General features: G+C 34.6%; 36 protein-coding genes. 7 read left to right on the forward strand and 29 right to left on the reverse strand.

Going from position 1 to position 24,289, the window contains the following annotated elements:
- Window positions 1–61 precede the first annotated feature (61 nt).
- From fur to MHH98_RS16100, 3 genes are all read right to left on the reverse strand, one after another.
- Window positions 62–529, reverse strand: coding sequence for a ferric iron uptake transcriptional regulator (gene fur / locus MHH98_RS16090; RefSeq protein WP_038190970.1), 468 nt, complete (start codon window positions 527–529; stop codon window positions 62–64).
- Window positions 530–623: 94 nt separating this feature from the next.
- A complete protein-coding gene (locus MHH98_RS16095) occupies window positions 624–1,142 on the reverse strand; it encodes a hypothetical protein (protein WP_038190973.1) in 519 nt (172 codons plus the stop codon).
- 62 nt (window positions 1,143–1,204) lie between these two features.
- The gene (locus MHH98_RS16100; protein WP_076065229.1) at window positions 1,205–1,744 is read right to left on the reverse strand and encodes an NUDIX domain-containing protein; all 540 of its coding nucleotides are present in this window, start codon (window positions 1,742–1,744) and stop codon (window positions 1,205–1,207) included.
- Window positions 1,745–1,813: 69 nt separating this feature from the next.
- Here MHH98_RS16100 and MHH98_RS16105 point away from each other — a divergent pair, with 69 nt between their 5' ends.
- Entirely contained in the window at window positions 1,814–2,710 is an 897-nt protein-coding gene (locus MHH98_RS16105) for an aldo/keto reductase (protein WP_038190979.1), read from the forward strand.
- A gap of 96 nt (window positions 2,711–2,806) precedes the next feature.
- On the opposite strand, the gene MHH98_RS16110 is transcribed toward MHH98_RS16105, so the two are convergent.
- The 3 genes from MHH98_RS16110 to MHH98_RS16120 form a co-directional block, all read right to left on the reverse strand.
- Window positions 2,807–3,292, reverse strand: a complete 486-nt coding sequence (locus tag MHH98_RS16110) for an HXXEE domain-containing protein (protein WP_340713246.1) — start codon at window positions 3,290–3,292, stop codon at window positions 2,807–2,809.
- 244 nt (window positions 3,293–3,536) lie between these two features.
- Window positions 3,537–3,803: a YqkE family protein gene (locus MHH98_RS16115; protein ID WP_038190985.1), complete on the reverse strand. Its 267-nt coding sequence runs from the start codon at window positions 3,801–3,803 to the stop codon at window positions 3,537–3,539.
- A gap of 14 nt (window positions 3,804–3,817) precedes the next feature.
- Window positions 3,818–5,002 carry an acetyl-CoA C-acetyltransferase gene (locus tag MHH98_RS16120; protein WP_038190988.1) on the reverse strand — a complete coding sequence of 395 codons (1,185 nt, stop codon included), beginning with the start codon at window positions 5,000–5,002 and terminating at the stop codon, window positions 3,818–3,820.
- An 82-nt stretch (window positions 5,003–5,084) separates the two neighbouring features.
- Here MHH98_RS16120 and MHH98_RS16125 point away from each other — a divergent pair, with 82 nt between their 5' ends.
- Window positions 5,085–5,981, forward strand: a complete 897-nt coding sequence (locus MHH98_RS16125; RefSeq protein ID WP_038190991.1) for a hydroxymethylglutaryl-CoA lyase — start codon at window positions 5,085–5,087, stop codon at window positions 5,979–5,981.
- A gap of 13 nt (window positions 5,982–5,994) precedes the next feature.
- Complete coding sequence (locus MHH98_RS16130) at window positions 5,995–6,945, forward strand: alpha/beta hydrolase (RefSeq protein ID WP_340713247.1); 951 nt, start codon at window positions 5,995–5,997, stop codon at window positions 6,943–6,945.
- A 10-nt stretch (window positions 6,946–6,955) separates the two neighbouring features.
- Here the strand turns inward: MHH98_RS16130 and MHH98_RS16135 are convergent, their stop codons facing one another.
- From MHH98_RS16135 to yneA, 6 genes are all read right to left on the reverse strand, one after another.
- The gene (locus tag MHH98_RS16135) at window positions 6,956–7,177 is read right to left on the reverse strand and encodes a YneF family protein (protein WP_038191006.1); all 222 of its coding nucleotides are present in this window, start codon (window positions 7,175–7,177) and stop codon (window positions 6,956–6,958) included.
- Between the two features lie 93 nt (window positions 7,178–7,270).
- Window positions 7,271–7,705: a sporulation inhibitor of replication protein SirA gene (sirA, locus tag MHH98_RS16140; RefSeq protein WP_235175786.1), complete on the reverse strand. Its 435-nt coding sequence runs from the start codon at window positions 7,703–7,705 to the stop codon at window positions 7,271–7,273.
- Between the two features lie 150 nt (window positions 7,706–7,855).
- Window positions 7,856–9,856 (reverse strand): transketolase, encoded by a 2,001-nt coding sequence (tkt, locus tag MHH98_RS16145; protein WP_340713249.1) that lies wholly within the window; start codon window positions 9,854–9,856, stop codon window positions 7,856–7,858.
- A 93-nt stretch (window positions 9,857–9,949) separates the two neighbouring features.
- Complete coding sequence (locus MHH98_RS16150) at window positions 9,950–10,186, reverse strand: DUF896 domain-containing protein (protein WP_038191014.1); 237 nt, start codon at window positions 10,184–10,186, stop codon at window positions 9,950–9,952.
- Between the two features lie 66 nt (window positions 10,187–10,252).
- Window positions 10,253–10,909 carry a YneB family resolvase-like protein gene (locus tag MHH98_RS16155; RefSeq protein ID WP_038191017.1) on the reverse strand — a complete coding sequence of 219 codons (657 nt, stop codon included), beginning with the start codon at window positions 10,907–10,909 and terminating at the stop codon, window positions 10,253–10,255.
- On the reverse strand, window positions 10,906–11,220 hold the full coding sequence (gene yneA, locus MHH98_RS16160; protein ID WP_038191020.1) for a cell division suppressor protein YneA: 315 nt from the start codon (window positions 11,218–11,220) through the stop codon (window positions 10,906–10,908). The genes MHH98_RS16155 and yneA overlap by 4 nt, the downstream gene beginning before the upstream one ends.
- Before the next feature lie 167 nt (window positions 11,221–11,387).
- Here yneA and lexA point away from each other — a divergent pair, with 167 nt between their 5' ends.
- Both lexA and MHH98_RS16170 read left to right on the forward strand, forming a co-directional pair.
- The gene (gene lexA, locus MHH98_RS16165) at window positions 11,388–12,008 is read left to right on the forward strand and encodes a transcriptional repressor LexA (RefSeq protein ID WP_340713251.1); all 621 of its coding nucleotides are present in this window, start codon (window positions 11,388–11,390) and stop codon (window positions 12,006–12,008) included.
- A gap of 616 nt (window positions 12,009–12,624) precedes the next feature.
- Window positions 12,625–13,068, forward strand: a complete 444-nt coding sequence (locus MHH98_RS16170) for a carboxymuconolactone decarboxylase family protein (protein ID WP_038191034.1) — start codon at window positions 12,625–12,627, stop codon at window positions 13,066–13,068.
- A 106-nt stretch (window positions 13,069–13,174) separates the two neighbouring features.
- Here MHH98_RS16170 and MHH98_RS16175 read toward each other — a convergent pair whose 3' ends face one another.
- Entirely contained in the window at window positions 13,175–13,291 is a 117-nt protein-coding gene (locus MHH98_RS16175; RefSeq protein WP_143690974.1) for a terminase small subunit, read from the reverse strand.
- 185 nt (window positions 13,292–13,476) lie between these two features.
- Complete coding sequence (locus MHH98_RS16180; RefSeq protein WP_340713252.1) at window positions 13,477–13,650, reverse strand: hypothetical protein; 174 nt, start codon at window positions 13,648–13,650, stop codon at window positions 13,477–13,479.
- A 153-nt stretch (window positions 13,651–13,803) separates the two neighbouring features.
- Here MHH98_RS16180 and MHH98_RS16185 point away from each other — a divergent pair, with 153 nt between their 5' ends.
- Complete coding sequence (locus tag MHH98_RS16185; RefSeq protein WP_340713254.1) at window positions 13,804–13,947, forward strand: hypothetical protein; 144 nt, start codon at window positions 13,804–13,806, stop codon at window positions 13,945–13,947.
- 170 nt (window positions 13,948–14,117) lie between these two features.
- Here the strand turns inward: MHH98_RS16185 and MHH98_RS16190 are convergent, their stop codons facing one another.
- The 12 genes from MHH98_RS16190 to MHH98_RS16245 all read right to left on the reverse strand — a co-directional run bounded on the left by MHH98_RS16190 (window position 14,118) and on the right by MHH98_RS16245 (window position 22,883).
- Complete coding sequence (locus tag MHH98_RS16190) at window positions 14,118–14,291, reverse strand: hypothetical protein (protein WP_155981215.1); 174 nt, start codon at window positions 14,289–14,291, stop codon at window positions 14,118–14,120.
- A gap of 121 nt (window positions 14,292–14,412) precedes the next feature.
- The gene (locus tag MHH98_RS16195; protein ID WP_038191038.1) at window positions 14,413–14,598 is read right to left on the reverse strand and encodes a hypothetical protein; all 186 of its coding nucleotides are present in this window, start codon (window positions 14,596–14,598) and stop codon (window positions 14,413–14,415) included.
- 538 nt (window positions 14,599–15,136) lie between these two features.
- Window positions 15,137–15,574, reverse strand: coding sequence for a hypothetical protein (locus MHH98_RS16200; protein WP_340713257.1), 438 nt, complete (start codon window positions 15,572–15,574; stop codon window positions 15,137–15,139).
- A 214-nt stretch (window positions 15,575–15,788) separates the two neighbouring features.
- Window positions 15,789–16,424 (reverse strand): ABC transporter ATP-binding protein, encoded by a 636-nt coding sequence (locus tag MHH98_RS16205; protein ID WP_340711529.1) that lies wholly within the window; start codon window positions 16,422–16,424, stop codon window positions 15,789–15,791.
- Window positions 16,425–16,430: 6 nt separating this feature from the next.
- A complete protein-coding gene (locus MHH98_RS16210) occupies window positions 16,431–17,900 on the reverse strand; it encodes a hypothetical protein (protein WP_340713258.1) in 1,470 nt (489 codons plus the stop codon).
- Complete coding sequence (locus MHH98_RS16215; protein ID WP_340713259.1) at window positions 17,888–18,670, reverse strand: ABC transporter permease; 783 nt, start codon at window positions 18,668–18,670, stop codon at window positions 17,888–17,890. Before MHH98_RS16215 ends, MHH98_RS16210 begins: the two co-directional genes overlap by 13 nt.
- A gap of 253 nt (window positions 18,671–18,923) precedes the next feature.
- Window positions 18,924–19,328 (reverse strand): hypothetical protein, encoded by a 405-nt coding sequence (locus MHH98_RS16220; protein WP_340713260.1) that lies wholly within the window; start codon window positions 19,326–19,328, stop codon window positions 18,924–18,926.
- Between the two features lie 191 nt (window positions 19,329–19,519).
- Complete coding sequence (locus tag MHH98_RS16225) at window positions 19,520–20,059, reverse strand: hypothetical protein (RefSeq protein ID WP_053418064.1); 540 nt, start codon at window positions 20,057–20,059, stop codon at window positions 19,520–19,522.
- A gap of 281 nt (window positions 20,060–20,340) precedes the next feature.
- The gene (locus MHH98_RS16230; protein ID WP_051448688.1) at window positions 20,341–21,258 is read right to left on the reverse strand and encodes a serine hydrolase domain-containing protein; all 918 of its coding nucleotides are present in this window, start codon (window positions 21,256–21,258) and stop codon (window positions 20,341–20,343) included.
- Window positions 21,259–21,534: 276 nt separating this feature from the next.
- Window positions 21,535–22,005: a peptide-methionine (S)-S-oxide reductase gene (locus MHH98_RS16235; RefSeq protein WP_038184388.1), complete on the reverse strand. Its 471-nt coding sequence runs from the start codon at window positions 22,003–22,005 to the stop codon at window positions 21,535–21,537.
- Window positions 22,006–22,269: 264 nt separating this feature from the next.
- Window positions 22,270–22,506 carry a hypothetical protein gene (locus MHH98_RS16240; RefSeq protein ID WP_038184385.1) on the reverse strand — a complete coding sequence of 79 codons (237 nt, stop codon included), beginning with the start codon at window positions 22,504–22,506 and terminating at the stop codon, window positions 22,270–22,272.
- A gap of 110 nt (window positions 22,507–22,616) precedes the next feature.
- Window positions 22,617–22,883: a hypothetical protein gene (locus tag MHH98_RS16245; protein WP_038184382.1), complete on the reverse strand. Its 267-nt coding sequence runs from the start codon at window positions 22,881–22,883 to the stop codon at window positions 22,617–22,619.
- Between the two features lie 64 nt (window positions 22,884–22,947).
- Between MHH98_RS16245 and MHH98_RS16250 the strand changes: the two genes are divergently transcribed.
- The gene (locus MHH98_RS16250; RefSeq protein WP_162148711.1) at window positions 22,948–23,508 is read left to right on the forward strand and encodes an Abi-alpha family protein; all 561 of its coding nucleotides are present in this window, start codon (window positions 22,948–22,950) and stop codon (window positions 23,506–23,508) included.
- A 26-nt stretch (window positions 23,509–23,534) separates the two neighbouring features.
- Here the strand turns inward: MHH98_RS16250 and MHH98_RS16255 are convergent, their stop codons facing one another.
- Genes MHH98_RS16255 through MHH98_RS16265 form a run of 3 tightly spaced genes read right to left on the reverse strand, consistent with a single transcriptional unit; the run spans window position 23,535 to window position 24,049 of the window.
- Window positions 23,535–23,675, reverse strand: coding sequence for a hypothetical protein (locus MHH98_RS16255; protein ID WP_155981181.1), 141 nt, complete (start codon window positions 23,673–23,675; stop codon window positions 23,535–23,537).
- A 37-nt stretch (window positions 23,676–23,712) separates the two neighbouring features.
- Entirely contained in the window at window positions 23,713–23,883 is a 171-nt protein-coding gene (locus MHH98_RS16260; RefSeq protein WP_340713262.1) for a hypothetical protein, read from the reverse strand.
- Window positions 23,870–24,049, reverse strand: a complete 180-nt coding sequence (locus MHH98_RS16265; protein ID WP_038184378.1) for a hypothetical protein — start codon at window positions 24,047–24,049, stop codon at window positions 23,870–23,872. The genes MHH98_RS16260 and MHH98_RS16265 overlap by 14 nt, the downstream gene beginning before the upstream one ends.
- Between the last annotated feature and the right edge of the window lie 240 nt (window positions 24,050–24,289).

Raw genomic sequence — 24,289 nt, forward strand, 5'->3', positions numbered from 1 at the left:
TAAAAATAGGTAAATAAAAAAGGACAGCACCTCCGCCATCCTTTGTTTGTAAGCTATAAACTTATGATTGATTGCTATTGTTATCTGACTCTTTAACATGACAGCGCCAGCAAATACCGTGAAATGTTAATCTATGGTCTTTAATAATAAAATTCCATCTTTTTTCAACGACTGCTTCAACGTCTTCAAGTAAATCCTCTTGAATTTCATCAACAGCACCACATTCGATACAAACGAGGTGATGATGAAAGTGAGCAGCTCCTTCTTGACGTAAATCATAACGAGATACACCATCGCCGAAATTGATTTTATCGACGATTTTAAGCTCCGTTAAAAGCTCCAATGTTCGATACACTGTTGCAAGTCCGATTTCTGGTGCTTTTTCTTTAACGAGTAAATAAACATCCTCAGCACTCAGGTGATCTTCCTCATTCTCTAAAAGCACTCTTACTGTCGCTTCACGCTGCGGCGTCAGTTTGTAGCTCGCACCATGTAATTGTTTTTTTATTCGATCAATACGGCTTTCCATACGACGCCCCCCTAAACTTCTTTCATTATACCAAAAAGTCAATTCTCATTACAAGATTGAATTGATTATAATTATAATAATTATTATTTGATAGTTATTTTAATTTATAGATAAAGTGAATTGCAAGCAATTCGCCCCCTAAAATTACTAGAGTGGCTATGAGAACTACTATTACACGGGGTAAAATCGGTAACTTCTTCCTGACAGCATAAACTGGTTCAGGTACAAGTACTATGCAAAATACCATTAATACTATACTGTAAAGCAATTGAAAAGGAAACCACCATGCAGCATATGACCAAAATGCGTTTTGTGTGTCTATTAAATAACCTGCACTGTATCCAAAAAATGCCGATTTTAATACAACAACAACCCTCGCCACATGTCTTAAATAATTATGAGATGCGAGCAACGAAACAATAGCAAATGGAATGACAACTGGCAATAAAGATTGCCAAATTGACGGCTTCCCTTGTAGGAGTACCCTACTATCCATTTTACGAATGAGCCATTCTGCTTGTTCAACAGTAGAAAGTTGCAACAGTAAAATTCCTCCGATAAAGCCAATTGCAATAATTAAGAAAAAGTAAATAATTTGAAATGATCGGTTCATATAGGTCACCTTCCTTTACTTCGTACAACCTATGCTTGTCCCGACCTATTTCATAACTTATTTTACAAGATATTTTTCATCCACATAATTGCAAACACTGTTTTAGCATCATAAATTCTTTCTTCACGAATCATTTGTTCAGCTTGTTCTAACGTAACTTCTAATAATTCGACAAATTCATCCTCATCTAGACCAGCAGGATTCTCAATTCTATATAAATCTCTCGCAACATATATATGAATAACTTCATCTGCAAAGCCTGGAGATGTGGCAAAAGATTGAACAAACGTGAAGTTTTTCGAGCCATACCCTGTTTCTTCTTCTAACTCGCGGATAGCTGTATACTCAGGTTTCTCACCTTTTTCTAATTTACCAGCGGGAATTTCGATAATACTACGCTCTAAAGGTTTACGATATTGCTCCACAAGAACAATTTTACCTTCGTTTGTTATAGGAATAATTGCTACTGCTCCTGGATGAGTTACTAATTCTCTAGTTGATGTGTTGCCATTTGGTAATATGACTTCATCCACTTTGACTGAAATAACTCGACCCTCAAAAATTTTTTTAGAACTAGTCGTTTTTTCTTCAAATTTTTTCATGATTATAACCCTCTCCGTTGTGCTTTTGTTATTAATCATTGTACCATTATCATATGAGGAGTGATATTTTTGAAGAGTAGAAAATTAGGTAATAGTGATTTAATTATTTCAGAAATCGGCCTTGGTTGTATGTCTCTACCAACTGATGAAAAAACTGCTAAATGGATAGTAGATTCGGCGGTAGATCATGGTATTACCTATTTTGATACCGCGGATCTATATGATAAGGGCATCAATGAGGAACTTGTCGGTAAGGCACTAAATGGAAAACGACAAGATATTATACTAGCTACTAAAGTGGGCAATGTTTGGGACAAGGACGGAGAAGGATGGCACTGGGACCCTTCAAAGAAAAATATCGAACATCAAGTAAAAGAAAGTTTGCGTCGCTTACAAACAGATTATATTGACTTATACCAACTACACGGTGGAACAATTGGTGACCCTTGGGATGAAATAACCGAAGCATTTGATCAATTAAAAAAAGAAGGTATCATTCGGGCATACGGTATTTCATCAATCCGCCCAAATGTTATTAAGGAATTTTTACCAAAAAGCGATGCAGTATCTGTCATGATGCAATATAGCTTGCTAGACCGCAGACCTGAAGAATGGTTTGATGTGCTAAAAGTTAATAACGCATCTATTGTGACACGTGGCTCTTTAGCAAAAGGTTTACTAACAAATGAATGGTCAGACCGCTTAGCAAAATTAGATGGGTACCAAACTTATAGTCAATATGAACTTCAAGCTACTCTAGAAGAAGTAGCAAACAATACAAAAGATGTACATGCAGCAGCACTTGCTTATGTATTACAATCACCTATTGTAGCATCTGCAGTGATTGGAGCAAGTTCAAAAGAACAATTGGAAGCAACAATTTCAGCTTACAATAATGCAGCACCGATTTATGCTAAAGAACTAGAGAAACTAACAAAAATAGATACGTATAACGCACATCGATAATTTTACTAGAAGGATTCAACATCACGAATCCTTCTTTTTTTACAACAAAATGACACTAACTATATATTTTACTTATTTTTAACAATCCTTATAAACTTATACTATGAATTTTGCAATTAGTAGCGCGATTAGTGCAAATGGGGTCTGTAATATGAAACCAACTAGTAAATACACTCCCACCTGCTTAGGTGTGATTAAATTTTCTAATAATAGCTTTCTAATACTAAATAGACAAAATGGTATTAAGATGGCAACAGCGGTAATGACACCAGGTACATATTTTTTTAAGATTATACTTTGCACAACATGCCCTATTCCATTCGCAAGGAATACACCAGCGACTAATAAGGCAAAGAATTTTATGGGCAGTATTCCGATAAATCGTTTATTATTAGCCGCTTTCACACAGCCAATCACTACGATAATCCATAATAAAATAAATGCGATAATAAATTCCTCAGTAGAAACGGAAAAGGGGAATCTCATAGTGAAATTTTCAATGGTTGCGATTTCCTCCAAATCATGAATTAAAAAAACAAGAGGAAAAATCCATATAAGTAATTTAATTTTAGAAACTTCCATACTTCACCCCTATTATTCTCAAGCTATTTATAAGTTATCAATGTAAAAAAAAAGAATTATTATACTAAACATTTAGTGTGAAATTTCACCATATGTTGGTACAGAATAAAAGGTAGCTCTGAAAGAAATCTTTCAAAACTACCTTCTATAACGCACTACAATGACCTTTTTATATAGTTAAATTATGAAACTTCCATAATTCATTTGTACAATGCCGCTTTAAGCAATCCAACTATGTCTTTTGTTAACTATTAAACTTTGAGCCCTTATCTCCGTACTCATTCAATAACTCTGCAAACGATTTGTTCTTCTCACGTTGTTTACGTTCAAATGCTAACTTTGCCTCGCGTTCATCCTGTGCTGCTTGTTCTTTTGCAACAAGGTCTTTTTTAGCAAGTTTTAGTTTCTCTAACACATCACCATTAAGTTGGTCTTTTAATGTTAGTGCCTCACTTTTTGCGGATTGTTGTTGTGCTGGTTGTTGTCTTTGTTGTTTTTTCTTTTTAGCCATGGTCAATCTCCTTCTTACGTTCTTTTTACGATTGTTGCAACACCTTGCCCTCCACCTATACAGAGTGTAGCAAGACCCGTTTTAACATCTCGCTTCTCCATTTCGTGAAGTAGTGTTACTAGTATTCTAGCACCACTTGCACCAATTGGGTGACCTAAAGCAATTGCACCCCCATTGACATTTAACTTCTCATGGTCAAAATGCAATTCTCGATCAACTGCAATTGACTGAGCTGCGAATGCTTCATTCGCTTCAATCAAGTCAATTTGTCCTAACTCTAGTTGCCCTTTCGTTAAGACTTTTTGCACCGCCCTAACAGGACCACTTCCCATTACAGCTGGATCTACACCTACACATGCGTTTGAAACAACTGTTGCAATTGAATTAATGCCCAACTCATCGGCTTTAGCTTTTGACATTACTACAAGTGCGGCTGCACCGTCATTAATACCAGAAGCATTTCCCGCTGTCACAGATCCTTCTTTTTTAAATGCAGGTCGTAGCTTTCCTAACTTTTCAGCTGAAGTTCCCGGCTTTACATATTCATCTGTATCAAATACGACTGGTTCACCCTTACGTTGAGGAATTTCTACTGCAACAATCTCTTCTTTAAATTTCCCCGCTTCTTTTGCTGTTGTCGCTCTTTCTTGGGAACGAGCTGAGAAGCTGTCTTGCTCTTCACGAGAAATTGCATATTGGTCACATAAATTTTCAGCTGTAATTCCCATATGATAGTCATTAAATGCACACCATAAGCCATCAGTAATCATACTATCAATCACCTTCTGATCGCCCATACGGAAGCCATCACGTGCGTTATTCAATAAATATGGTGCTTGGCTCATATTTTCCATCCCGCCTGCGACAATGATATCTGCATCGCCTGCAATAATGGCTTGTGTTGCTAAATGAACAGCTTTAAGACCTGATCCACAAACTTTATTTATAGTTAAGGCAGGTACCTCTTTTGGAAGTCCTGCAAATATAGCTGCTTGACGAGCTGGATTTTGACCTAGACCAGCTTGTAATACATTACCCATAATCACTTCATCTACTTGTTCAAAAGGCACCCCTACCTTTGACAGCGCTTCTTTTATAACAATTGCACCAAGTTTTGTTGCAGGTACATCCTTTAACGCTCCTTGGAAACTCCCAATTGCTGTACGTACAGCACTTACAATAACAACTTCAGTTGTCATAATTATTCCCCCTTGTTTAAGTACGAATTTATTTGCTAATATGTACATCCCTTCCTTACAATGGAATATAGGAGGGGATGTTATGTTCAGTTTACCAAATAATGCGACAATTATCGAGGTAGGTCCAAGAGATGGATTACAAAATGAAAAAAACTTAATTGAGACTAATGAGAAACTCAAATTCATTAAATGCTTGCAAGATGCCGGCATTACAGAAATGGAGTTAACTTCTTTTGTCTCACCTAAATGGGTGCCACAAATGGCTGATGCAGAAAATATTGTTAAGAACACTGCTAAAGTAGGTAGACAATTTGTCTTAGCACCGAATGCTACAGGTGTGGAGCGTGCGATGGAGAACGGTGCAGATGCCATTGCCGTTTTTGTTGGTGTTAGTCATACATTTAATAAAAAAAATATTAATAAAAATACTGACGAAGCCATGGATAGTTTAGCACCTGTCGTGGCAAAACTGAAAGAGCAAGGAAAATTTGTACGCGCATGTATTTCAACAGCTTTTTATTGTCCATATGAAGGGAAAATTGAAGTTAAAGACACAATTTCTTTATGTAAAGTATTTGCGAGTTGGGGTGTGGATGAGCTAAGTGTTGCAGATACTATTGGCATGGCTAATCCGGTAGAAAGTTATACCCTATTTAAGCTTTTGAAAGAAGAATTACCTAACTTACTTTTGACTGCCCATTTTCACGATACGCGAAAAATGGCTCTAGCAAATATATATGCTGCATTACAAGCTGGTGTGGACCGATTTGATACATCAGCGGGTGGTCTTGGAGGTTGTCCTTTTGCAAAAGGTGCTACAGGAAATGTTGCAACAGAAGATGTTGTACATATGCTAGAAAGTATAGGAGTTCACACAGGGATTGATGTCGAAAAAATTTGCGAAGCAGCAAAAATTGTCGAACCTTTAATATCCGGAACAATTGATAGTGGTCAATTCCGGCTCTTTAAGCAAAAGTAGAGGAGTGATGATCATGAAAAAACGTGTGCTTTGGATTTTCGGGCTTATTTCGGGTACACTTGGCGCCATTACAGCCATTCTCGGATACTTGTTTTCAAGTCGAATTATGTATATGAAGAACAAAGATGCAGCCTTCATATTACAACGAGAAAAGGAAGCAAAGCGTTTTGACGAAGTTTGGTTTGAGCATGTAAATAAGGAAGAGATGTGGGTTGATTCCCCGAATGGCTATTCAATTAAAGCCATCCACTTCCAGCCTTTGCAAACAAATAATACGATTATTATTTGCCATGGTGTTACGGAAAATAAAATTAATTCCGTAAAATACGCTCGTCTTTTCGAGCGCTTAGGCTTTAACTCAGTCGTTTATGATCATCGTAGACATGGTGACTCTGGTGGCAAAACTACAAGTTACGGACATTACGAAAAATATGATTTACAAGCAGTTATGAAAACTTTAAAGCAGAAGCTAGGTGGTGAAGGTATAATTGGTGTACAAGGAGAATCTATGGGCGCTGCTACTACATTATTATACGCAGGTACATTAGAAGACAAAGCCGACTTCTACATTTCCGATTGCGCCTTTTCCGATTTTTCAGAGCAATTATACTACTTAATGATGAAACAAACACCACTACGTAACAGCATAGCAATTAAACTTGCTGGTATCTTCTTAAGGATGCGTGATGGATACTCTTTAAAGAGCATTTCACCTAAAGAGGCTGTAACTAAAATTGAAAAGCCAGTACTGTTTATTCATAGCCTTCCAGATGACTTCATCTTACCTGAAATGACAATTGAAATGTATAGCTTAAAGCCTGGCCCTAAAAAGTTAAAGCTTTTTGATGTAGGTCCTCATGCACAATCCTTTAATATGAACCCTGAAGCCTATGAAATGTTGGTCGCAGACTTTTTAAAAGAGTTTGTCTTTAAAGACAAAGACAAAAAAATAGCACTCAATTGAGTGCTATTTTTTATTTACCGCTTAATTTATTCATTGAGTTCATCATTTGTTTGATTTGTTTTTCAGACGGTTTACGTCCCATTTGAGACATCATTACTCGTAGCATCTGTTCGTTAATAGGTGGGTTGTCTTTTAAGTATTTCATCATATATTGACGGGCAACAAAGAAACCGATAGCTACTCCTGCTATTAATGCCACGATAACAAGTATAATCCATAACGTAGTATTCACTGGTTTTCCTCCTCCAAGTTTCTTATGCGAGAAAACTATCTCCAACAAGGATTATACAATAAAAAACCACTACATACTACTGTTTGACAAGATTTATCGTCTTTCGTGAGAATGGAATTTAAGTGGTTTTAACCAACCACATTCCATTTCATCTTTATTAAATCCGATAAAGCAATCACTTAATTTTGACAATGTTGCAAATAAGTCTAACTCTAGCATGCGTGACCCAACACAGACAACAGCTATGTAATAAGGAAAAATATCAATTTGGATTTCCCCTTTAAATTCATTCATCAAAAAGATTTGGTGATCCTTCGTTTGAATGCCTGAAAAGCTATTACCTAATTGTTGTTGAATGATTAGTTCAATTTCCATCATATCCAAAGGCTCACATAAATAGGAGATCTCTTGCGTCGGATGTATTGCATGCTCATACGAATTTGAGGATTGAATTAAATCGAATAGTAAACGTTCTCTACCATAAACAAAAGCCTGATGTTTCTTTTTCACATGAAAGATTGAGTACATTCGCAAGATTACCACTCCTCTCTTGTAAACAGTATAGCAAAGATTGCAAGAACATTTTGTCAATTGACGTCCGATTTAAAGCACTTTATTTGTCAAAAAAGAAAAAGTAGAGGAAAAAACCCTCTACTTTTCAATATTATCGCTATTTTTTTAAGCAAATAATGCTTTTACTTTTGAAACAACATTTTCTACAGTGAAGCCATATTCTTTCATAACAATTTCACCTGGCGCACTTGCACCAAATTTATCAATTGCTAGAACATCACCTTCGAAGCCAGTATATTTATGCCAGCCGAATGATGAACCCATTTCAATTGCTAAACGTTTTGTAATTGTTTTTGGTAATACCGCTTCTTTATATGCTGCATCTTGAGCTTCAAAACGATCGAATGATGGCATAGAAACAACCGATACATCGATACCTTCAGCTGCTAGTTGCTTTTGAGCTTCTATAGCAAGGCTAACTTCTGAGCCAGTTGCTAAAATTAGTGCATCCGCTACTTCTTTAGTTGCTTTTGAAACAACATAAGCGCCTTTTGAAACACCTTCAGCTGCAAGTGAAGCTGAGTGTTCAGACACTGGTAAGTTTTGACGAGAAAGTACTAATACTGTTGGTTGGTTTTTAGACGATACGGCTAATTTCCAAGCTTCAGCAGATTCGTTTGCATCAGCAGGACGAATAACAGAAAGATTTGGCATAGAACGTAATGCAGCTAAATGTTCAACAGGTTCATGCGTTGGACCATCTTCACCAACAGCGATACTGTCATGCGTAAATACATACGTTACAGGTAGTCCCATTAATGCAGATAGACGAATTGCTGGACGTACATAGTCACTGAAGACGAAGAATGTACCACCAAAGACGTTTACTCCTCCATGAAGTGCCATTCCATTTAGAGCTGCACCCATAGCAAATTCACGAACACCGAACCAAATGTTACGACCTTCTGGAGTTTCTGCTGTGAAATCGCCAGCATCTTTCATGTATGTTTTATTTGATCCAGCTAAATCCGCACTTCCTCCGAAGAATGAAGGTGTGTTTTTTGCAAGTGCATTGATTACTTCACCAGAAGACGAACGTGTAGCAATAGATTTACCTGATTCATAAACAGGTACTGCAGATGCGAAATTTTCAGGAAGTTCCCCATTCATCGCATTTACAAACTGTTCTGCAAGATCAGGATATGCTTTTTTGTATGCTTCAAATTGTTCATTCCATGTAGCTTCTGCAAGTGTTCCTTGAACTTCAGCTGCTTGTTTGAATGTCGCATATACCTCTTCTGGTACATGGAATGGATCATGAGGCCATGAGTAGTGTTCTTTAGTAAGTTTCACTTCATCAGCACCTAGTGGCGAACCGTGTGAGTCAGCTTTACCTGATTTATTTGGTGAACCGTAGCCAATAACTGTTTTTACTTCAATAATAGTAGGTTGGCCTTTATGTGCTTTGGCTTGTTCAATAGCCGTATTTATTGCTTCAATATCATTACCATCAGCTACATGAATGTAGTTCCAGTTATATGATCCAAAACGTTTTTGAATATTTTCAGAGAATGATTTATTTAAATCGCCATCTAACGAAATGTCATTGCTATCATATAGCACTATCAGTTTTTCAAGTTGTAAGTGACCAGCTAAAGAAATTGCCTCAGCAGCAACACCTTCCATCAAATCTCCATCACCACAAAGTGCAAATGTATAATGATCTACTACTTCATGTACCGGCTTGTTATAAACGCCTGCAAGGTGACTTTCCGCCATTGCCATACCGACAGCCATTGCAATACCTTGGCCTAGTGGTCCAGTTGTTGCTTCAACTCCAGCTGTATGACCATATTCTGGGTGACCAGGTGTTTTTGAATCCCATTGACGGAAACTTTTGATTTCTTCCATTGGTAAATCATATCCACCTAAGTGTAATAGGCTATACAAAAGCATAGAGCCATGACCTGCTGATAAAATAAAGCGATCGCGGTTAAACCATTTAGGGTTTGAAGGATTGTGACGAAGTTGTTTTGTCCAAAGAGTATAAGCCATTGGAGCAGCCCCCATCGGTAATCCTGGGTGACCTGAATTAGCTTTTTCAATAGCATCAATTGACAAAGTTCGAATAGTGTTAATTGCAAGCTGATCTGCTTGTTGAGTCATTTTAATAGACATCCTTTCTTAAGCTAAATAGTGTACTATTATATTTTAGTCAACATTCTTATATAAAACAATGTTTTCTCTATAAATATGTGTTTAATTTAATCGATTATTCTTATTTTGTTTTTGACGTAACTTTTCAGGCGTTACTTCATTTCCCTCCGGGTCGAAAACACGGACATTTTCAATCGTCTCACGCATCGAAGATCGGAATGTGTCTAAATACTCTTTACGAAGTGTTGTTTGTTCTTTTGCTTCTTCTACAGTTAAACCTTGTGACTTTGATTTTTTCGAAAGTTCACTTATACGTTGTAATTTTTCTTTTGATAACATTTATTTCTCACCTTTCATACAGACCTTAATACAAAGGTATGCAAAAAAGACCGCAAGCGCAAGCTTTTAGTCTTTATTTTTCTCCTTTAATTCCATAAATCTTCGATGAATTGTCGCTTTACTAACTTGAAAGCCCAATCCTCTCAAAGTATCTGTAATTTCTTCAAATGTCATACCTTTTTGTCTAAGTTGAATAATTTGTTCAATCGGGACATCTATGCGATCTCGTCCCTCAGGATTCCCTCGATCTTTTAAATTCTTTTCTGGTCTATATCCGTTCTGTACAGCTCGTCTCATCCCTCTACGGATTTTCGCATTATGTAATTTACGTTGATACTCTTCAACTATCGCTAGTATTTCTAGCAACATAGCATCCATCTCATTTAGCCGGACGTGACCTGCATCACTTAATGTAAAAATATCTGTATTCGTTTTTTGCAGTAAATGAAGTACCGCCATTCGGCCATTTCCACGCCCTAAGCGCGTCTCATCTTGAACAAATAGTGCCGGTTGTTCATATTCCTTCACACACTCAAGTAGATCAAGTAAACCTTCCCGATCAATATCATATCCGCTATGTCGATCTGAAAAGACTTGTGCAACTTCATATCCTTTACTCGTTGCAAATTCCCTTAACTCAATCTCTTGCCTTTCAAGCGAAGTATCTTGTGTATCTTTTTCGGTACTTACACGGCAATAGAGTATTGCTATTTTTTGTTTCATTTTTTATCACTCGCCACTTCTACTCCTATATTTGGAACTTTTATATTATCATGTTCCGGAACTATTAGAGTATGCCCCGCATAAATAGTATCGTCAATTAAATTATTTTCATTTTTAACCTTAGCTATCCATTCATGATCAGCCATTTTACCTTTATATCTATCTGCAAGAGAAATTAAAGTATCTCCATCATGAACTTTAATTTCTTTATATGATGTATTCCCACTATTTGCAACCACTAAAACTGTTGTAAACATTACGCAAAATCCAAAAAGCAATGTAATGTATTGATTTTTTTTGAACCAACTCACACTTATTCTCCCCTTTTTTCGAATACCTGTTCGGAATGTATGTTCTCAATATAAACCGAACGTTTGTTTTTGTCAACGGTTTTTTCGAACTTATGTTTGCATTGTTTGTTCGCTAATGCTATACTATTAATAACTTTTACATAGTATGAGATAAAGAGGTGATTGGATTGAAAAAAGTATCGAAAAGACAAGAAGATATATTGTCTTTCATCAAAGAGGAAGTTCGCACTAAAGGATACCCACCTTCCGTCCGTGAAATTGGTGAAGCAGTTGGTCTTGCATCAAGTTCTACAGTCCACGGACATCTTGCTAGACTTGAGAGCAAAGGACTGATTCGACGAGATCCAACGAAACCTCGTGCAATCGAAATTTTAGATCAACAAGATTCTACAATCGCAAAACAAGGTGTTGTACATGTACCACTAGTTGGTAAAGTTACTGCAGGCCTTCCTATTACTGCAATTGAGAATATCGAAGAATACTTCCCTATCCCAGATTCTTATGGAACAACTGAAGATCAAATTTTCATGCTTGAAATTATGGGTGAATCTATGATCGAAGCTGGTATATTAGATGGAGACTATGTAATCGTGAAACAACAAGCAACCGCGAGTAATGGCGAAATTGTTGTAGCGATGACAGAGGACAATGAAGCAACTGTAAAACGATTTTTTAAAGAGGAAACTTATTTCCGCTTACAGCCAGAAAACTCTTCTATGGAACCAATTATTGTAGATCGAGTTTCCATTTTAGGAAAAGTAGTTGGTTTGTATCGTAACGTTTTATAAATGACAATAATATCAGATTGCAATAATCAATGAATTTTTTGATTCTTGCAATCTTTTTTTATATACATAAACATAATATATTATTTGTATAATCGCACATTCCATCTAACGAAATACCTTTATTTCACATTCCATCTTAGCTAAGTATAAGTTTGGAATTTATCTTCTTGGGTCGGTCGGTCTGTTTTTTTATTCTTTTAGGTTAAAGGTTAAGTGAGAGGAAGTATGGTAGGTGCGGTTTAAAGATGCCCCCTATTATCCCCTCATAAATGCAGGCTTCGGATGACAACGTATTACAAAAAAGTATCCAATAAGTTCCAAAACTTTATTTTTAGCTCGATTTATAATGTGGTGGAACCGTGCTTACAGGACCAATGCCATTCTCTACGAATTTCTTCGACTTCGATGGTCGGCTGCATCTTGTACGTAGTTCCATGTCATCTCACCACAGTAACCGTTTTGTTGATTGATTATTGATTGATCTCGTACTTTTGCCAGAAGGCTTATTACATTTTAAATTCCAATTAATTTGAATACTATACAATCTAATTAATAGTACAAATATTCGTATAAAGTTATAATTGACGTATCTTAAAAATCAAAGGAGTTTTGTCTTATGAGTCAAAGAGTTCCCTATTATACTGTTGCACCTGATGGTTTGAAAATCATGATGGATATGGAGAAGTACACCAAAAAGTCTACTATTAATCGAACTACTAGAGAACTTATCAAAATTAGAGTTTCACAAATTAACGGTTGTGCTTTTTGTATAGATACTCATACTTCCGATGCTCGTAAGATGGGTGAAACGGAACAACGAATTTATTGTTTAAATGCTTGGAATGAATGTACTTTTTATACACTTGAAGAAAAAGTTGCTCTAGAACTATCTGAACATATTACTTTAATCCCTACTAAAAGAGTTCCTGAAGATCTGTATAAGCGAGTTCGTGAACTGTATAACGATAGAGAATACGTTGACCTTGTGCTAATCATCAATCAAATCAACAGTTGGAATAGAATTTCTATTGCAATGGGAAATATAGCAACCGAAAAATAATCCCTCTCAACGAGCACCTTAAGGTGTTCGTTTTTTCATTCCCTTCACATCAACCAATTTCCAACTACTCCTAATTTAATTTGTCCAAACATTTTCAAACTCCCCCTTACTTCATAATTTTTTCTTTTACATTAGGATACTCCTTTAAATAAGCCTCTGTTGCATTTCCTAACTCAATATAGAAATCTGCAAATGATTGTTGTTTAATTGTAAGTACGCCCAATAGCCTCACCTCATTATGCTAATTGCTTAATTATTATCTTTCTCCAATTGAACCCAGTAATTTATATGTGTAAATATAACCTTTCATAATCAACCCGTTGAATATCAGAATCATTGTAATCAGGATGTTTCTTTATATATGTTTTTACCTTTGTGAATTCGTCTGTAGTATTCAACTAATCCCTCCTATTTTTCCATATCATCAATAACCCATTTCTCATGAGAAAAACTAAGGACTTTCCAATCAATTTGTTTCTGAGCTGCATCAATCGTTTCTTGAGAGTAGTGTTGAATGCTCGCTTCCACTTCTTCAATTAACGCTAGTGCAGATTCGCTTGACAACTGTTTAATCCATTCCATATTTCTCACCACCCACAACCACTATAAGTAATTGCTAAAAGTAAATATATTACATATTTAGTAATCTATATATTACGCATAAAACAGAATAATCAATTTATTATATATTTTTCCAAATTATTAAGTATAATACTAATAAGGGAGGTGATTGATATGAAAAAGAAACTAGGAATGCTTCTATTTGCTGCAGCACTTTTCGGTGCAACATCTGCATCTGCGTCCGCAACTACTACTGATACCTCTACTTTAGGAGTAAATTGCGTATGGTTAGATACTGCATGGGCATGCGATTACTAAAACTATACTAGAGATAATAGTTTTTAATCATTTGCCACTTTATAGTGGTTTTTTTATTTGGCGCACTTCACCCTCAAACAAACGAACTCCATCCAATAAGGGAATTGGACAACTAGGCATTCGTTTGTGTCAGAGCAAAATAAAAACACCCCGAAGGATGTTTAAACTCATCAACCTTTATCTTCTAAATTTTCTAGAAATGCTATAGCAAACTCATCGTAATTTATTAATCCTTTATCATGTAGAAGTCCCGCTAATGATGTTACTGCTGAAAATACTACTGTGATGCCCCCTTTTTCTTCTACAGCATTTAAAATTAAATCATTCATTTTTTGATCATCCATTTCTACCACCACCCACAACAATTATAAGTTGGATAAGACTGCAAGTCTGTAATGCATATTTGATAAAATTATTAAGTTTACAGACATAAAAAAGCCACACCGGTTAGATGTGACTTTGTTTTTAAAATAACATTTGTTCTATTATTTTGATTTCTTGTTGTAGTTTAATCTTTTCTTCTCTAATCTTTTCTAATTCGGTTAATTCGTTATTATCGATTAACTTCAATTCTTTCTTAGCTAACTCAATTAATTTTCGACACTTCTTATTATGCTCATCTGACAATGCTTTATTTATATTTTCTTCCATAAGCACCCAACTCTCTTAGAGCTAATTATAGCACAAATGAGAATACCTAAAGTCATTACATATAGACTATTTTCAGATTATTCTATCACTTTAGCGCTAATAAGACATATTACTAATCTATCACATTACACTCATCAACCCCGTTGTATGTATCTGGTTGTCTTCCCGTCTCCATCCAGTCCATAGCAAACGTCATGCTTTCAATCATGCTGTTGATCTGCGTTTCATCTTCAAAGTTAGTTTCATGTAAATTAGCTTTCATTTAGTGCAGCGCATTTCTACCTTCTTTAGATTCTGTAAGTAAATTATCAGCCCAGTTATCCATATATATCGCCCCTTTTAGATAAATAAAAAAGGAGCACCAAATAAACACAGTAATTGCGTAAATTCAGTGCTCCGAGTTGTTCTCGTAAGCGGTTATTTATTTTTATTTATTTTAACACACTTAAATCTAGTTTTGTAAATTTAGTAGCTCTTCTTCAACTAAAGCCCCTGTTAGTTTAAGAGTCAAATTAATTAAACATAATTTAACCTTTTATCAATTTAATAACTCGTTTCGGCTACAATTTTTAGGAATAATGCCGAATTTAGCAATCAAAAGAATCAGTAAAAATACAAAACAACTAAAACCTGTATTATCACTTGTAAGTAAATTTAACTGGATAACTTGCATCGCAACTAAAACGTTTAATATATAAGAAACGAGAAAACCAAAAAATGAAGCACACGTTAAATAAGTGCCGAATAACAACCTTCTGTAATTAGATACATCTGGTCTATTAGTTTTTTGGATAGGTAAAGTATGTTGAACTTGTTTAAATAAGCCGTATGTGAAACCGATAATTAATAAGATAACTACTACATAACCAATTACATCATCCATCAGTCCATCCCTATATTTTCCAATTATACACCAGTTATCTTTATAAAGATTTTTCTTCTTTAACCAACCTGCCCCTTTAGTTGAACGAGACATTATCCTAAGTTATTTAATTTAGTAACGCTTTTAACGCTTCTTCAATGTCTGACTTCAATTCATATAGTGTCTGCATAAAAATCTTCATCATGTTTTAAACCCTCATAATTAATTGCTATTTGAGAACGGTACTCTATTTCCATACAGTTTTCAGAAGTTAATCCTTCTAATTGCAGCCTTCGACTAATTTTCAGAATCCATAATAAGATTACTATTACAACTCTTCTAATTTGAATTTATTTATTCTATAGACTTCATCACAAAGAAGATCGATATCCTCTTGATTATGACTGGTCATAATAATTGTTTTCCCTTCCTTTTTAAAATTAAGTAAGAGACTACGTAATTTTTCTACACTTTCAAAATCTAAAGCATTAAATGGTTCATCTAATATTAACACTTCTTGATTTTCCATGAAGGCTTGTGCTAAAGCCAGCTTCTGCTTCATACCTAATGAATACTTCCGTACTTTCTGTTCAGCTGTAGGCTGAAGTCCAACTAAGTTCATTGTTTTAATGATTTGCTCATCATCAATTTTATTCTGTATCATGGCCAGAGATTTTAGATTTTCAAAACCCGTTTTATTTCCTAGATATCCTGGCCTATCAATTATGATTCCAAAGTTCTTTGGAAAAGTAATATCCTTATGTAAATATTCTCCTCCGATTAATATTTCACCGTGATCGGGTCTAACAAATCCACAAATCAACTTAAATAATACAGATTTTCCAGAGCCGTTAGGACCTACAATTCCGTATATTTTTCCTTTTTCAATAGTTAAATCTATATCTTGAAATATAGTTAAGCCCTTATAGGACTTTTGGACATTTCTTACTTCAATTAGGCTCATATATAGTCATACTCCCTCAAATACATATTTTTTGTTAAGCAAATAAAATATACATATCCCTTCAACCAAAACTATGAGGATCAAATACAATGATATAGTCATTAGTGATGTGCCATATATCAAATGGCTGTACCCATTTAAACCCACTGGAATGTATTTATAACCAGGGAATAATAATGCGATAAAGATGCCTATTGTAACCAAATTGGTTGAACTGCTTTTTAAAACTATTTGTAACGTAATCAACAGCAGAAGGTAAATGCTTATTTGTAGAAGGCCATTGATAAAAAAGTGATATAGCAGAGAAGCAAAGTTCATATCTTCCACTACTGTCACTCGTAAAGAAAATTCCATGCCTTTAAAATATGCCACTGTTAAAGTCAAAATAAATATAAAAATCAAATACATTATTGCCATTAATAAAATATTACGGAACCATTCGCCCATCCATTTAAACATAGAGGTGTAGCGAATAATTTTGTAGTAGCTCAACTCTGAAAATTCTCTTGCTAAATAGACTTGTGCCAGATATAAAAAGCCGAAGAATACTACTATGTAATACATATACGACAAGAGAGTATAACCCGCAGATGATGTACCGAAAAAATTAAGGAGAAATAGATCAATTACAGTATTACTTCGGCTGTCTGCCATAAAGTAAGTTCCTAATACTAATACAGAAAGATATACGGCGATGCCCGTCTGAAAAGCAGTAAAGCTGACTATTTGTTTTCCATCTTTAAATTGCAAGGCTAAATAGATTAATCCAAGCGAAAAGATTGCGATTAAAGGGATAGTGAATGTGGTTTTCCAAAGATTTAATGTTTGAAACATAGCGACATAGTTTGATAAAGACAATTTCGCTAAGTTCTCAGGGAAAAGCTTCCAGGAAACAAAAGAAAATATATATAAAATGGCAACAACGAAGCTTATCCATCTCCACGACTGAAGAAAGACATATATAGTAGTAACCGAAGCTAAAATAATTAATGTCGTAATAAAGAACATACCTATTTGATATATAAGAGCAAGAATAGGGAAATCAAAATACTGTCTCATAATAGCAGTAGGTTCAAGTAAGTTACTTCCTGAACTCCATTCGTTTGCAAAGGGGAACCCTATAGTCATGATGAATGCAACTAATAACCAAACGATAATCGTCAAAGCTAAATACATTAAAATTTTCTTAGAAGCCATGAGTACCCACTTTTTATATGAGCCTAATCTGATCAATAAATGATATTCAAAGTCCTTTACTAAAAAGGTCACATTGAAATATAAGAGGAATGGTAATACGAAATAAATAATCAAGTTAACATCACTTAATAATGTAATTAGCAGATCCCAAGCATTAACGGATGCATTACTTTCGATAATTGTTTTTCTAATTCCAAAACAAAAGATAAAAATAACAAACCCCAATATAATCCATCTTAACTGCAGCAACTCATTAATAAGTCTTCTCAAAATGACCATTCTGTCGAATTCCTTTTCTTAAGATATACATAACTCACTATCACAGTTATTAATAAAATCGTAAATGGTACAAATACAGTCCATAATTTTTGTTGCATTATAGAGTACGGGAAAATTGTATATAATGGTGCAAACTTTGAAATACCTAACACCGCAGAGACAAAGCTCATACCTTGATACCATACAAATGGTATCGATAAAGCAACAAATGAATTATTTAAGATCAGGCATAAGATTAAAGGTAAAGTAGCATATAAAACTCCATTGATACCTACCCAGAGGGAGTATATGAATCCATACACAAAAGGCCCGAAAACTAATAATTGATCGAAAGTTACCGTACCATGCAAATTCCCACTAACCCCAACTTTAGAGATAAATGTAACTTGAGGGTTTATATATTGAGCGAACAGGAACGGTAAAAACGCATATAAAAATGAAACCCCAAATGAAAGAAGTGCATTTACCATGATTTTAGCGTTCAAATATGTATTAAAATCTATTCTTATCTTGGTATATGTTAAATAATTATTATTTCTTTCATGAATTATTGTATCCGCAAAAACGAATAATACTAAAATCGGGAAAATCATTGCACCAATACCGTTGAGCAAACGCCCGTAGAGATCGATATTGTCAGTGAAGGAATAGCCATCATGGATTATTAAGTATTGTATCCATACAGGTAAAGTAATAATAAGAAACCAAGTTAGAACCCTATTAAACGTAAATATTTGCTTAAATTCAACCCCTATTTGTTGTTTTAACATCTCTCTCTCCCCTATTTTTCGACTTAAAATAAGTAACACTTCAAATAATGGTAACTTTATAAAATACACCTGTAAACACTAAGTTTCCCTAATTAATAGTATCAACTCCACAAAAAAGATAGATTAATTAGAATTTTTTGTGTAACCTTATTGAACTAACCTGCCCCATTAGTTCAATAAAAAAAAAAGCTGTCTATGCAGCTCTATAATCTTTTGCTAAAGCACCCGTTAGTTGAAAAAGAGCTTAAGGTCTCTACTCTTGATTAAAATGCATTAACTTATCTAAAGGCATATCTGATTCTTTGAAGCCGTATTTCGTTATCATCATTCGTTCTATCGCTTTTTCAGGGTTCTCTTGATAAATCTTAATAATTACTTCACAATGTGACAATGCTAAGTGTTCTGTAAGCATCCGAGCAAATTCCCCGAGTATTTCTCTATGTTCATCTTTAACAGGTTTATCAGAGAAATATGTAGTAGAGACATAGTTTACACGCTGGTCATCTTCTTCATAAATTAAATCTGGAATTTCAAAATCATCTAATGTGGCAGGTCGAAATTCATCTAAAATGGCGAAAGCATAATGTTGGCCCCCAATTTGAACATCCCACACTTCAAAGTCCCTTAATCTAATTTTACGTTCAAAATAATCAATCAAACTTAAGTCTCCTTTCAATTTATTGAACTGCTGATAATCATTCAAGATTATATTTTCTTATTAAACTATTCTGCTCCGTTAGTTCAATAAGAAAAAGGCTCTACTCCTTATTGAAGTAAAGCACCCGTTAGTTGAATTAGAACAGCGACGCTTTTTAAACAATCGCGCCCGATTTCGGTATTATAATATTGTTATCCCTTTGCCCTTTTCGGCCAAATAAAATTGCTTATGGCAATCAAAAAATCGATACCTAACACAAGTGTCCATATTTTCAAAAATCCAGCCAACACTTCTGTTCGAGCTGAATCGTTAATTAAATAGATTAAGGTGAATAAAACCCCGGCACCTATTAGAAAAGCAAGCACATGTTGTCCCCAGCTTTTAAAATAGTGTTTCGCATAATCGATGCCAAATCTCTTAAATGGTTTCGCTCCTTGTTTCATCACATAATATTGAAAACGTATATCAGCCCATTCAATCATACTCCTACCGAATGCGATTGAGATTCCAATATATACAGCAGAAATTGCATGCACTTGGGTAGCAGTCGCACCACGATACAAGTCAATACCCGTGGCAACTAATAAAATTAAATCAATAACAGGTGTTAAAGCTAGGAAAAATAATCCTAATTTATTTCTTTTTAGAATATATCGTGTGAATAGACCTAAAGCGATAATAACCCAAAACCCTATTTCACAAGCAACGATCAGCCACGCAATTACATTCACCTCAAAACCCCCTTGTATAACGCACACAATTATCTGTTTACCTATAACAATTCAACAATACTCTTCAACTAACCTGCCCCGTTAGCTCAGTAAAAAAAGAAATGTCTGAACAGCTCAACGATCTTCTACTATAGCACCCATTAGTTGAAGAAGAAAAAAGAGACGCATATTCAACAATCGCGCCCGATTGTTGAATATCAAGATAGTGATTTCTCCTTTTTACAAGATACTTTTATGATCTCGGAAGAGGAGAAAAACCCCTTTTCATTTGTTTAAATGTCTCATTCATCCTTCCAACTACGTAAAAGTTCTTCGAAAAAGAGTTTCGGCGCAGAGGACTGGTCATCTTGTAGATAACTTTTTGCCACAGCCATAATATTTAACTTCGGAACAATAAATATATATTGTCCGTATAAGCCATTCGCATAGTAATATTCAATTTTGGTGTTACTATTAGTAATTTCACAAGTCCATAGCTGATAACCATATCCAGCTGTTCTGTCTTCTTCTGCTTCAAATTGTTTATATGGTTTTTTTGCCTCGTGGATCCAGTTAGATGAAACCACTTGATTTGATTTACATTGCCCTTCGTTTAGTAATAAAAATCCAAACTTCACCATGTCCTCTAAATTTAATGAAATACTAAAGCCACCCTCGTGAATTCCTTGCGGGTCCTTTACCCATATGTATTTTTTTATCCCTAATGGATGGAATAGAAATTCTTCAGCAAATGAGGCGGTAGAACCTCCAGAAACTTTTTGGATGATCGCGCTTAGTAAATGAGAGTTTCCACTATTATATTCAAAGGTTGAACCTGGTCTATCTATAACTGGTTGTTCTAGTATGAATTTAACCCAGTTTTTTGAACTTTGGAATTTTCCTACTTGTAACCCCGAAGTCATAGTCAGCAAATGAAATAATGTGATTTCCTCCTTCATTGGGTCATTGAACTCTAATATTTCCGGAAAGTAGTTATAAATAGGTTCATGAATGTTTTTTATTAGCCCTTTATCGACCATAATTCCAATTAATATAGACACAATACTCTTTGTAATGGAATAAACCTTTGTCGGATTTTCTACGACTTTTTTATTCTTTAAATATTCAAAGATCCGTGTATTTCCTTTATAAATGACAAAACCTTCAATTTTAATCTTCTTCACTTTCTTCTCTAACTCATTAAAAGATATTTCACTCATACATATAATCCCTCCTCCACTAAATTGCGTCATTAGTTTATGTACATCAGTTTATAATTTAACCTAAATTTTAACATAAATTCATTAATTTTATCAAAGGTGTTATTCAATTAAATAGCCCGATTGTTGAACACAAGTTAAATAACGCTCTTCAACTAACCTGCCCCGTTAGTTCAATAAGAAAAGAAATGCTTCTTCAACAATCGGGCCCGATCGTTGAAAATGATTAAACAGTTCTGTTCCCCGATCCCATAAACCATCTTTTAATATTCTCCCTTACTTATACCTACTTAATATTTCTTCTGGAATATGACAATAATCATTTGGACATCTAGCTAACCTATCTTGATGTTCTTCTGCACTTCTCATATAGTTTATAAGAGGTAATACTTCAACAACTATAAGGTCATAATCATTTCTCTCACTAAGAAACGCCTTCGCCCCTTTTAAGTGTTCAGGCTTTTCACTATATACTCCTGTTCTGTATTTCTCGCCAACATCCTGTCCTTGTTTATTCAAACTGTATGGATCAATGATTTCAAATAAATACCCCATTAATTCCCTGATTGTTACAACTGTCGGATCAAATCCTGTTTTTACACATTCGGCGTATCCATCATACTCACCCTCAAGTGTATGACTTGTTCCATTAGCTCTTCCTGCTTCTGTAAACTTAACTCCAGGTAAAGTTTTTATAAAAGCTTGTACTCCCCATAAACATCCACCTGCAAAATATACTACTTCCATATTGACTCTCCTCTTTGTTTAAAAAATCAAAAAAATTCATTCCTAGTAAATAGAAGGAAAAAACTGTAGTTACTAAGTCTACTACACATTAAATTAATGACAAATTTTATTATTCCACATTATGGCCCGATTGTTGAATACAAGTTAAATAACACTGTTCAACTAATCTGCCCTGTTAGTTGAATAAAAAAAGAGCTGTCTGAACAGCTCAAAGTCCTTCTTCTACTTAATCACCTGTCAGTTGAATATTAGACTTCAAAATATTTAGTTTTTCTTTAAATTAATATTATTTATTATTAAGATAAAAGAAAAGATTATTAAAAGTAAAAATCCAACCAAAGACAATATATCTGCAATTAGAACTAACAAATGTCCAATTACATGTCCTCCATAACCTCCAGGGAACATTCCAAGTTTAGCGTAACCAAGTATAGGACTATTTAATAAAGCAAGTACAGCACTTCCTAAAATACAATAAAGTAATTTCACATTTCTACCCATTGAACCTATCTCCTTTTAATTACCGGTACAATTTATTTTTAAACAAATTCTTTCTTCTACTAAACTACCCCTTAGTTTAAGCACATTTCTTCACAATCTTTATAGTGATTTTAACATAAATATCCAACAAAAAAATCACCTCTAAGAAAAACATAGAGGTGATCAATATCATTTTTGTATAAATCAAAATTAAAACCTTTGAGTATACTTAATCTCACTATGAGTAGGTTTCCCATTCTGTCAGCTAATCTCCTGTTTTCCGAACCCTGTTGGAGATGATCAACTGGTTTTAATTGTCCATCACTTACAAAGTATAATGCATCTTCATATAGATTAACTTCAGCAATCATATCATCTCGAAATTGTTTTTCTCCCAATCGCTACACCTCTAAATTTATTTTTATTTTTATTGAATCTTTCTGAAACTTGTCCCGTATCTTTTTGGATCCAATTACTATTGGTACTGCAATTGGTACTACTTTAATTACTAGTTTCGCCACTAAGGGAGGTAGCGAACCTATTAAAACACTAATCGATATTTGGTATCTTGCTTTTGGAAGATTACAATTATTTTCAGACCAAAAACGTGCAAAGCATGAAGCATTTTTAGAATCTTATATAAATGAATTAGTACAAGAAATATCCGCTATTCTTGAAGAAAATTTAATTGAACCGCCTTTAAGTATTGTGGGCCCTGCTTTAGAAGCTTCACAGTATTATTTCGAGGAAGATAGTCTAAGAAGTATGTTTGCTAAATTAGTTTCCTCTTCAATAGATAGCAGTAAATCAAATTACGCTCATCATTCATTCGTGGAAATAATAAAGAATTTATCATCATTGGATGCGCAAAATATGTCGCTTTTCAAAACAGAAGAATTTCGTCCACTACCTCAAGATTATTCACCGAAGAATCCTGAAGCTACAGCTATTATAAAACCAGGAATAATTCAAATCACCCATTTTGGGATTAATTTCCTTACAACTTGTTTAAAATTTATTTAGAATATCGATGGGTTTTTTTATAATATTTATTGAATTAAAAACTTATCGTCACTTTTTTCTAATTCTAAGCGCATTTTATCTAACAATAATTTTGCGATAACTATGGCTGTAATAGTTGAAATGATTACACTAACTATTACAGTAATCCAATTAATTTCATCCATCATGGCACCAGCTCCTTACCCTGGATATTTAACCGTCCAGCTACTTCAATGGCATAAAATCTGTTGCCTTATCTCTACAAAGCCCTGTATGGCTCATTATTGTGTTTAAATGTGATTCAAATTGTTGGTCGAGTGCTGCCGTATAACCAAAACGTTTAATGATGCCAATAACTATTGCAATATGATTTACTGCTTTTTCAATCTCGCTCATCTTCCAATACCTCCAATCCAATTAGACGCTGTGTCCATTCAGCTATTTTCAACGATAATTTTGCAAATTGTTCATTAGATAACTGTCCGTTTTCAAACTTGCGTTCCATACTTGTGAAATATTCATCTTGTTGGGCAATAATAAATTCGTGCTCTTCATATGTCATATGCTACACTCCTAATAGATTGAATCGTTAAGTTAATTCACATCTATTTTCTCCAATTGACGTTTAGTAATTCCTTTTGTAGCGAGAAGTATTAACACTTAAATGACCACATTTACTTAACTGCGTTTCTCACTCATTCTCCAATCCCTCCAATGTGTTTATAAGATCCATACGCAACTGACATGAAGACGGAACAAAGGTGTATACTTCTCTTTACTGAAGTGCCGGCTGTTGGATAGG

The organism is Viridibacillus sp. FSL H8-0110, from assembly GCF_038003565.1.
Lineage (GTDB): Bacteria > Bacillota > Bacilli > Bacillales_A > Planococcaceae > Viridibacillus > Viridibacillus arenosi.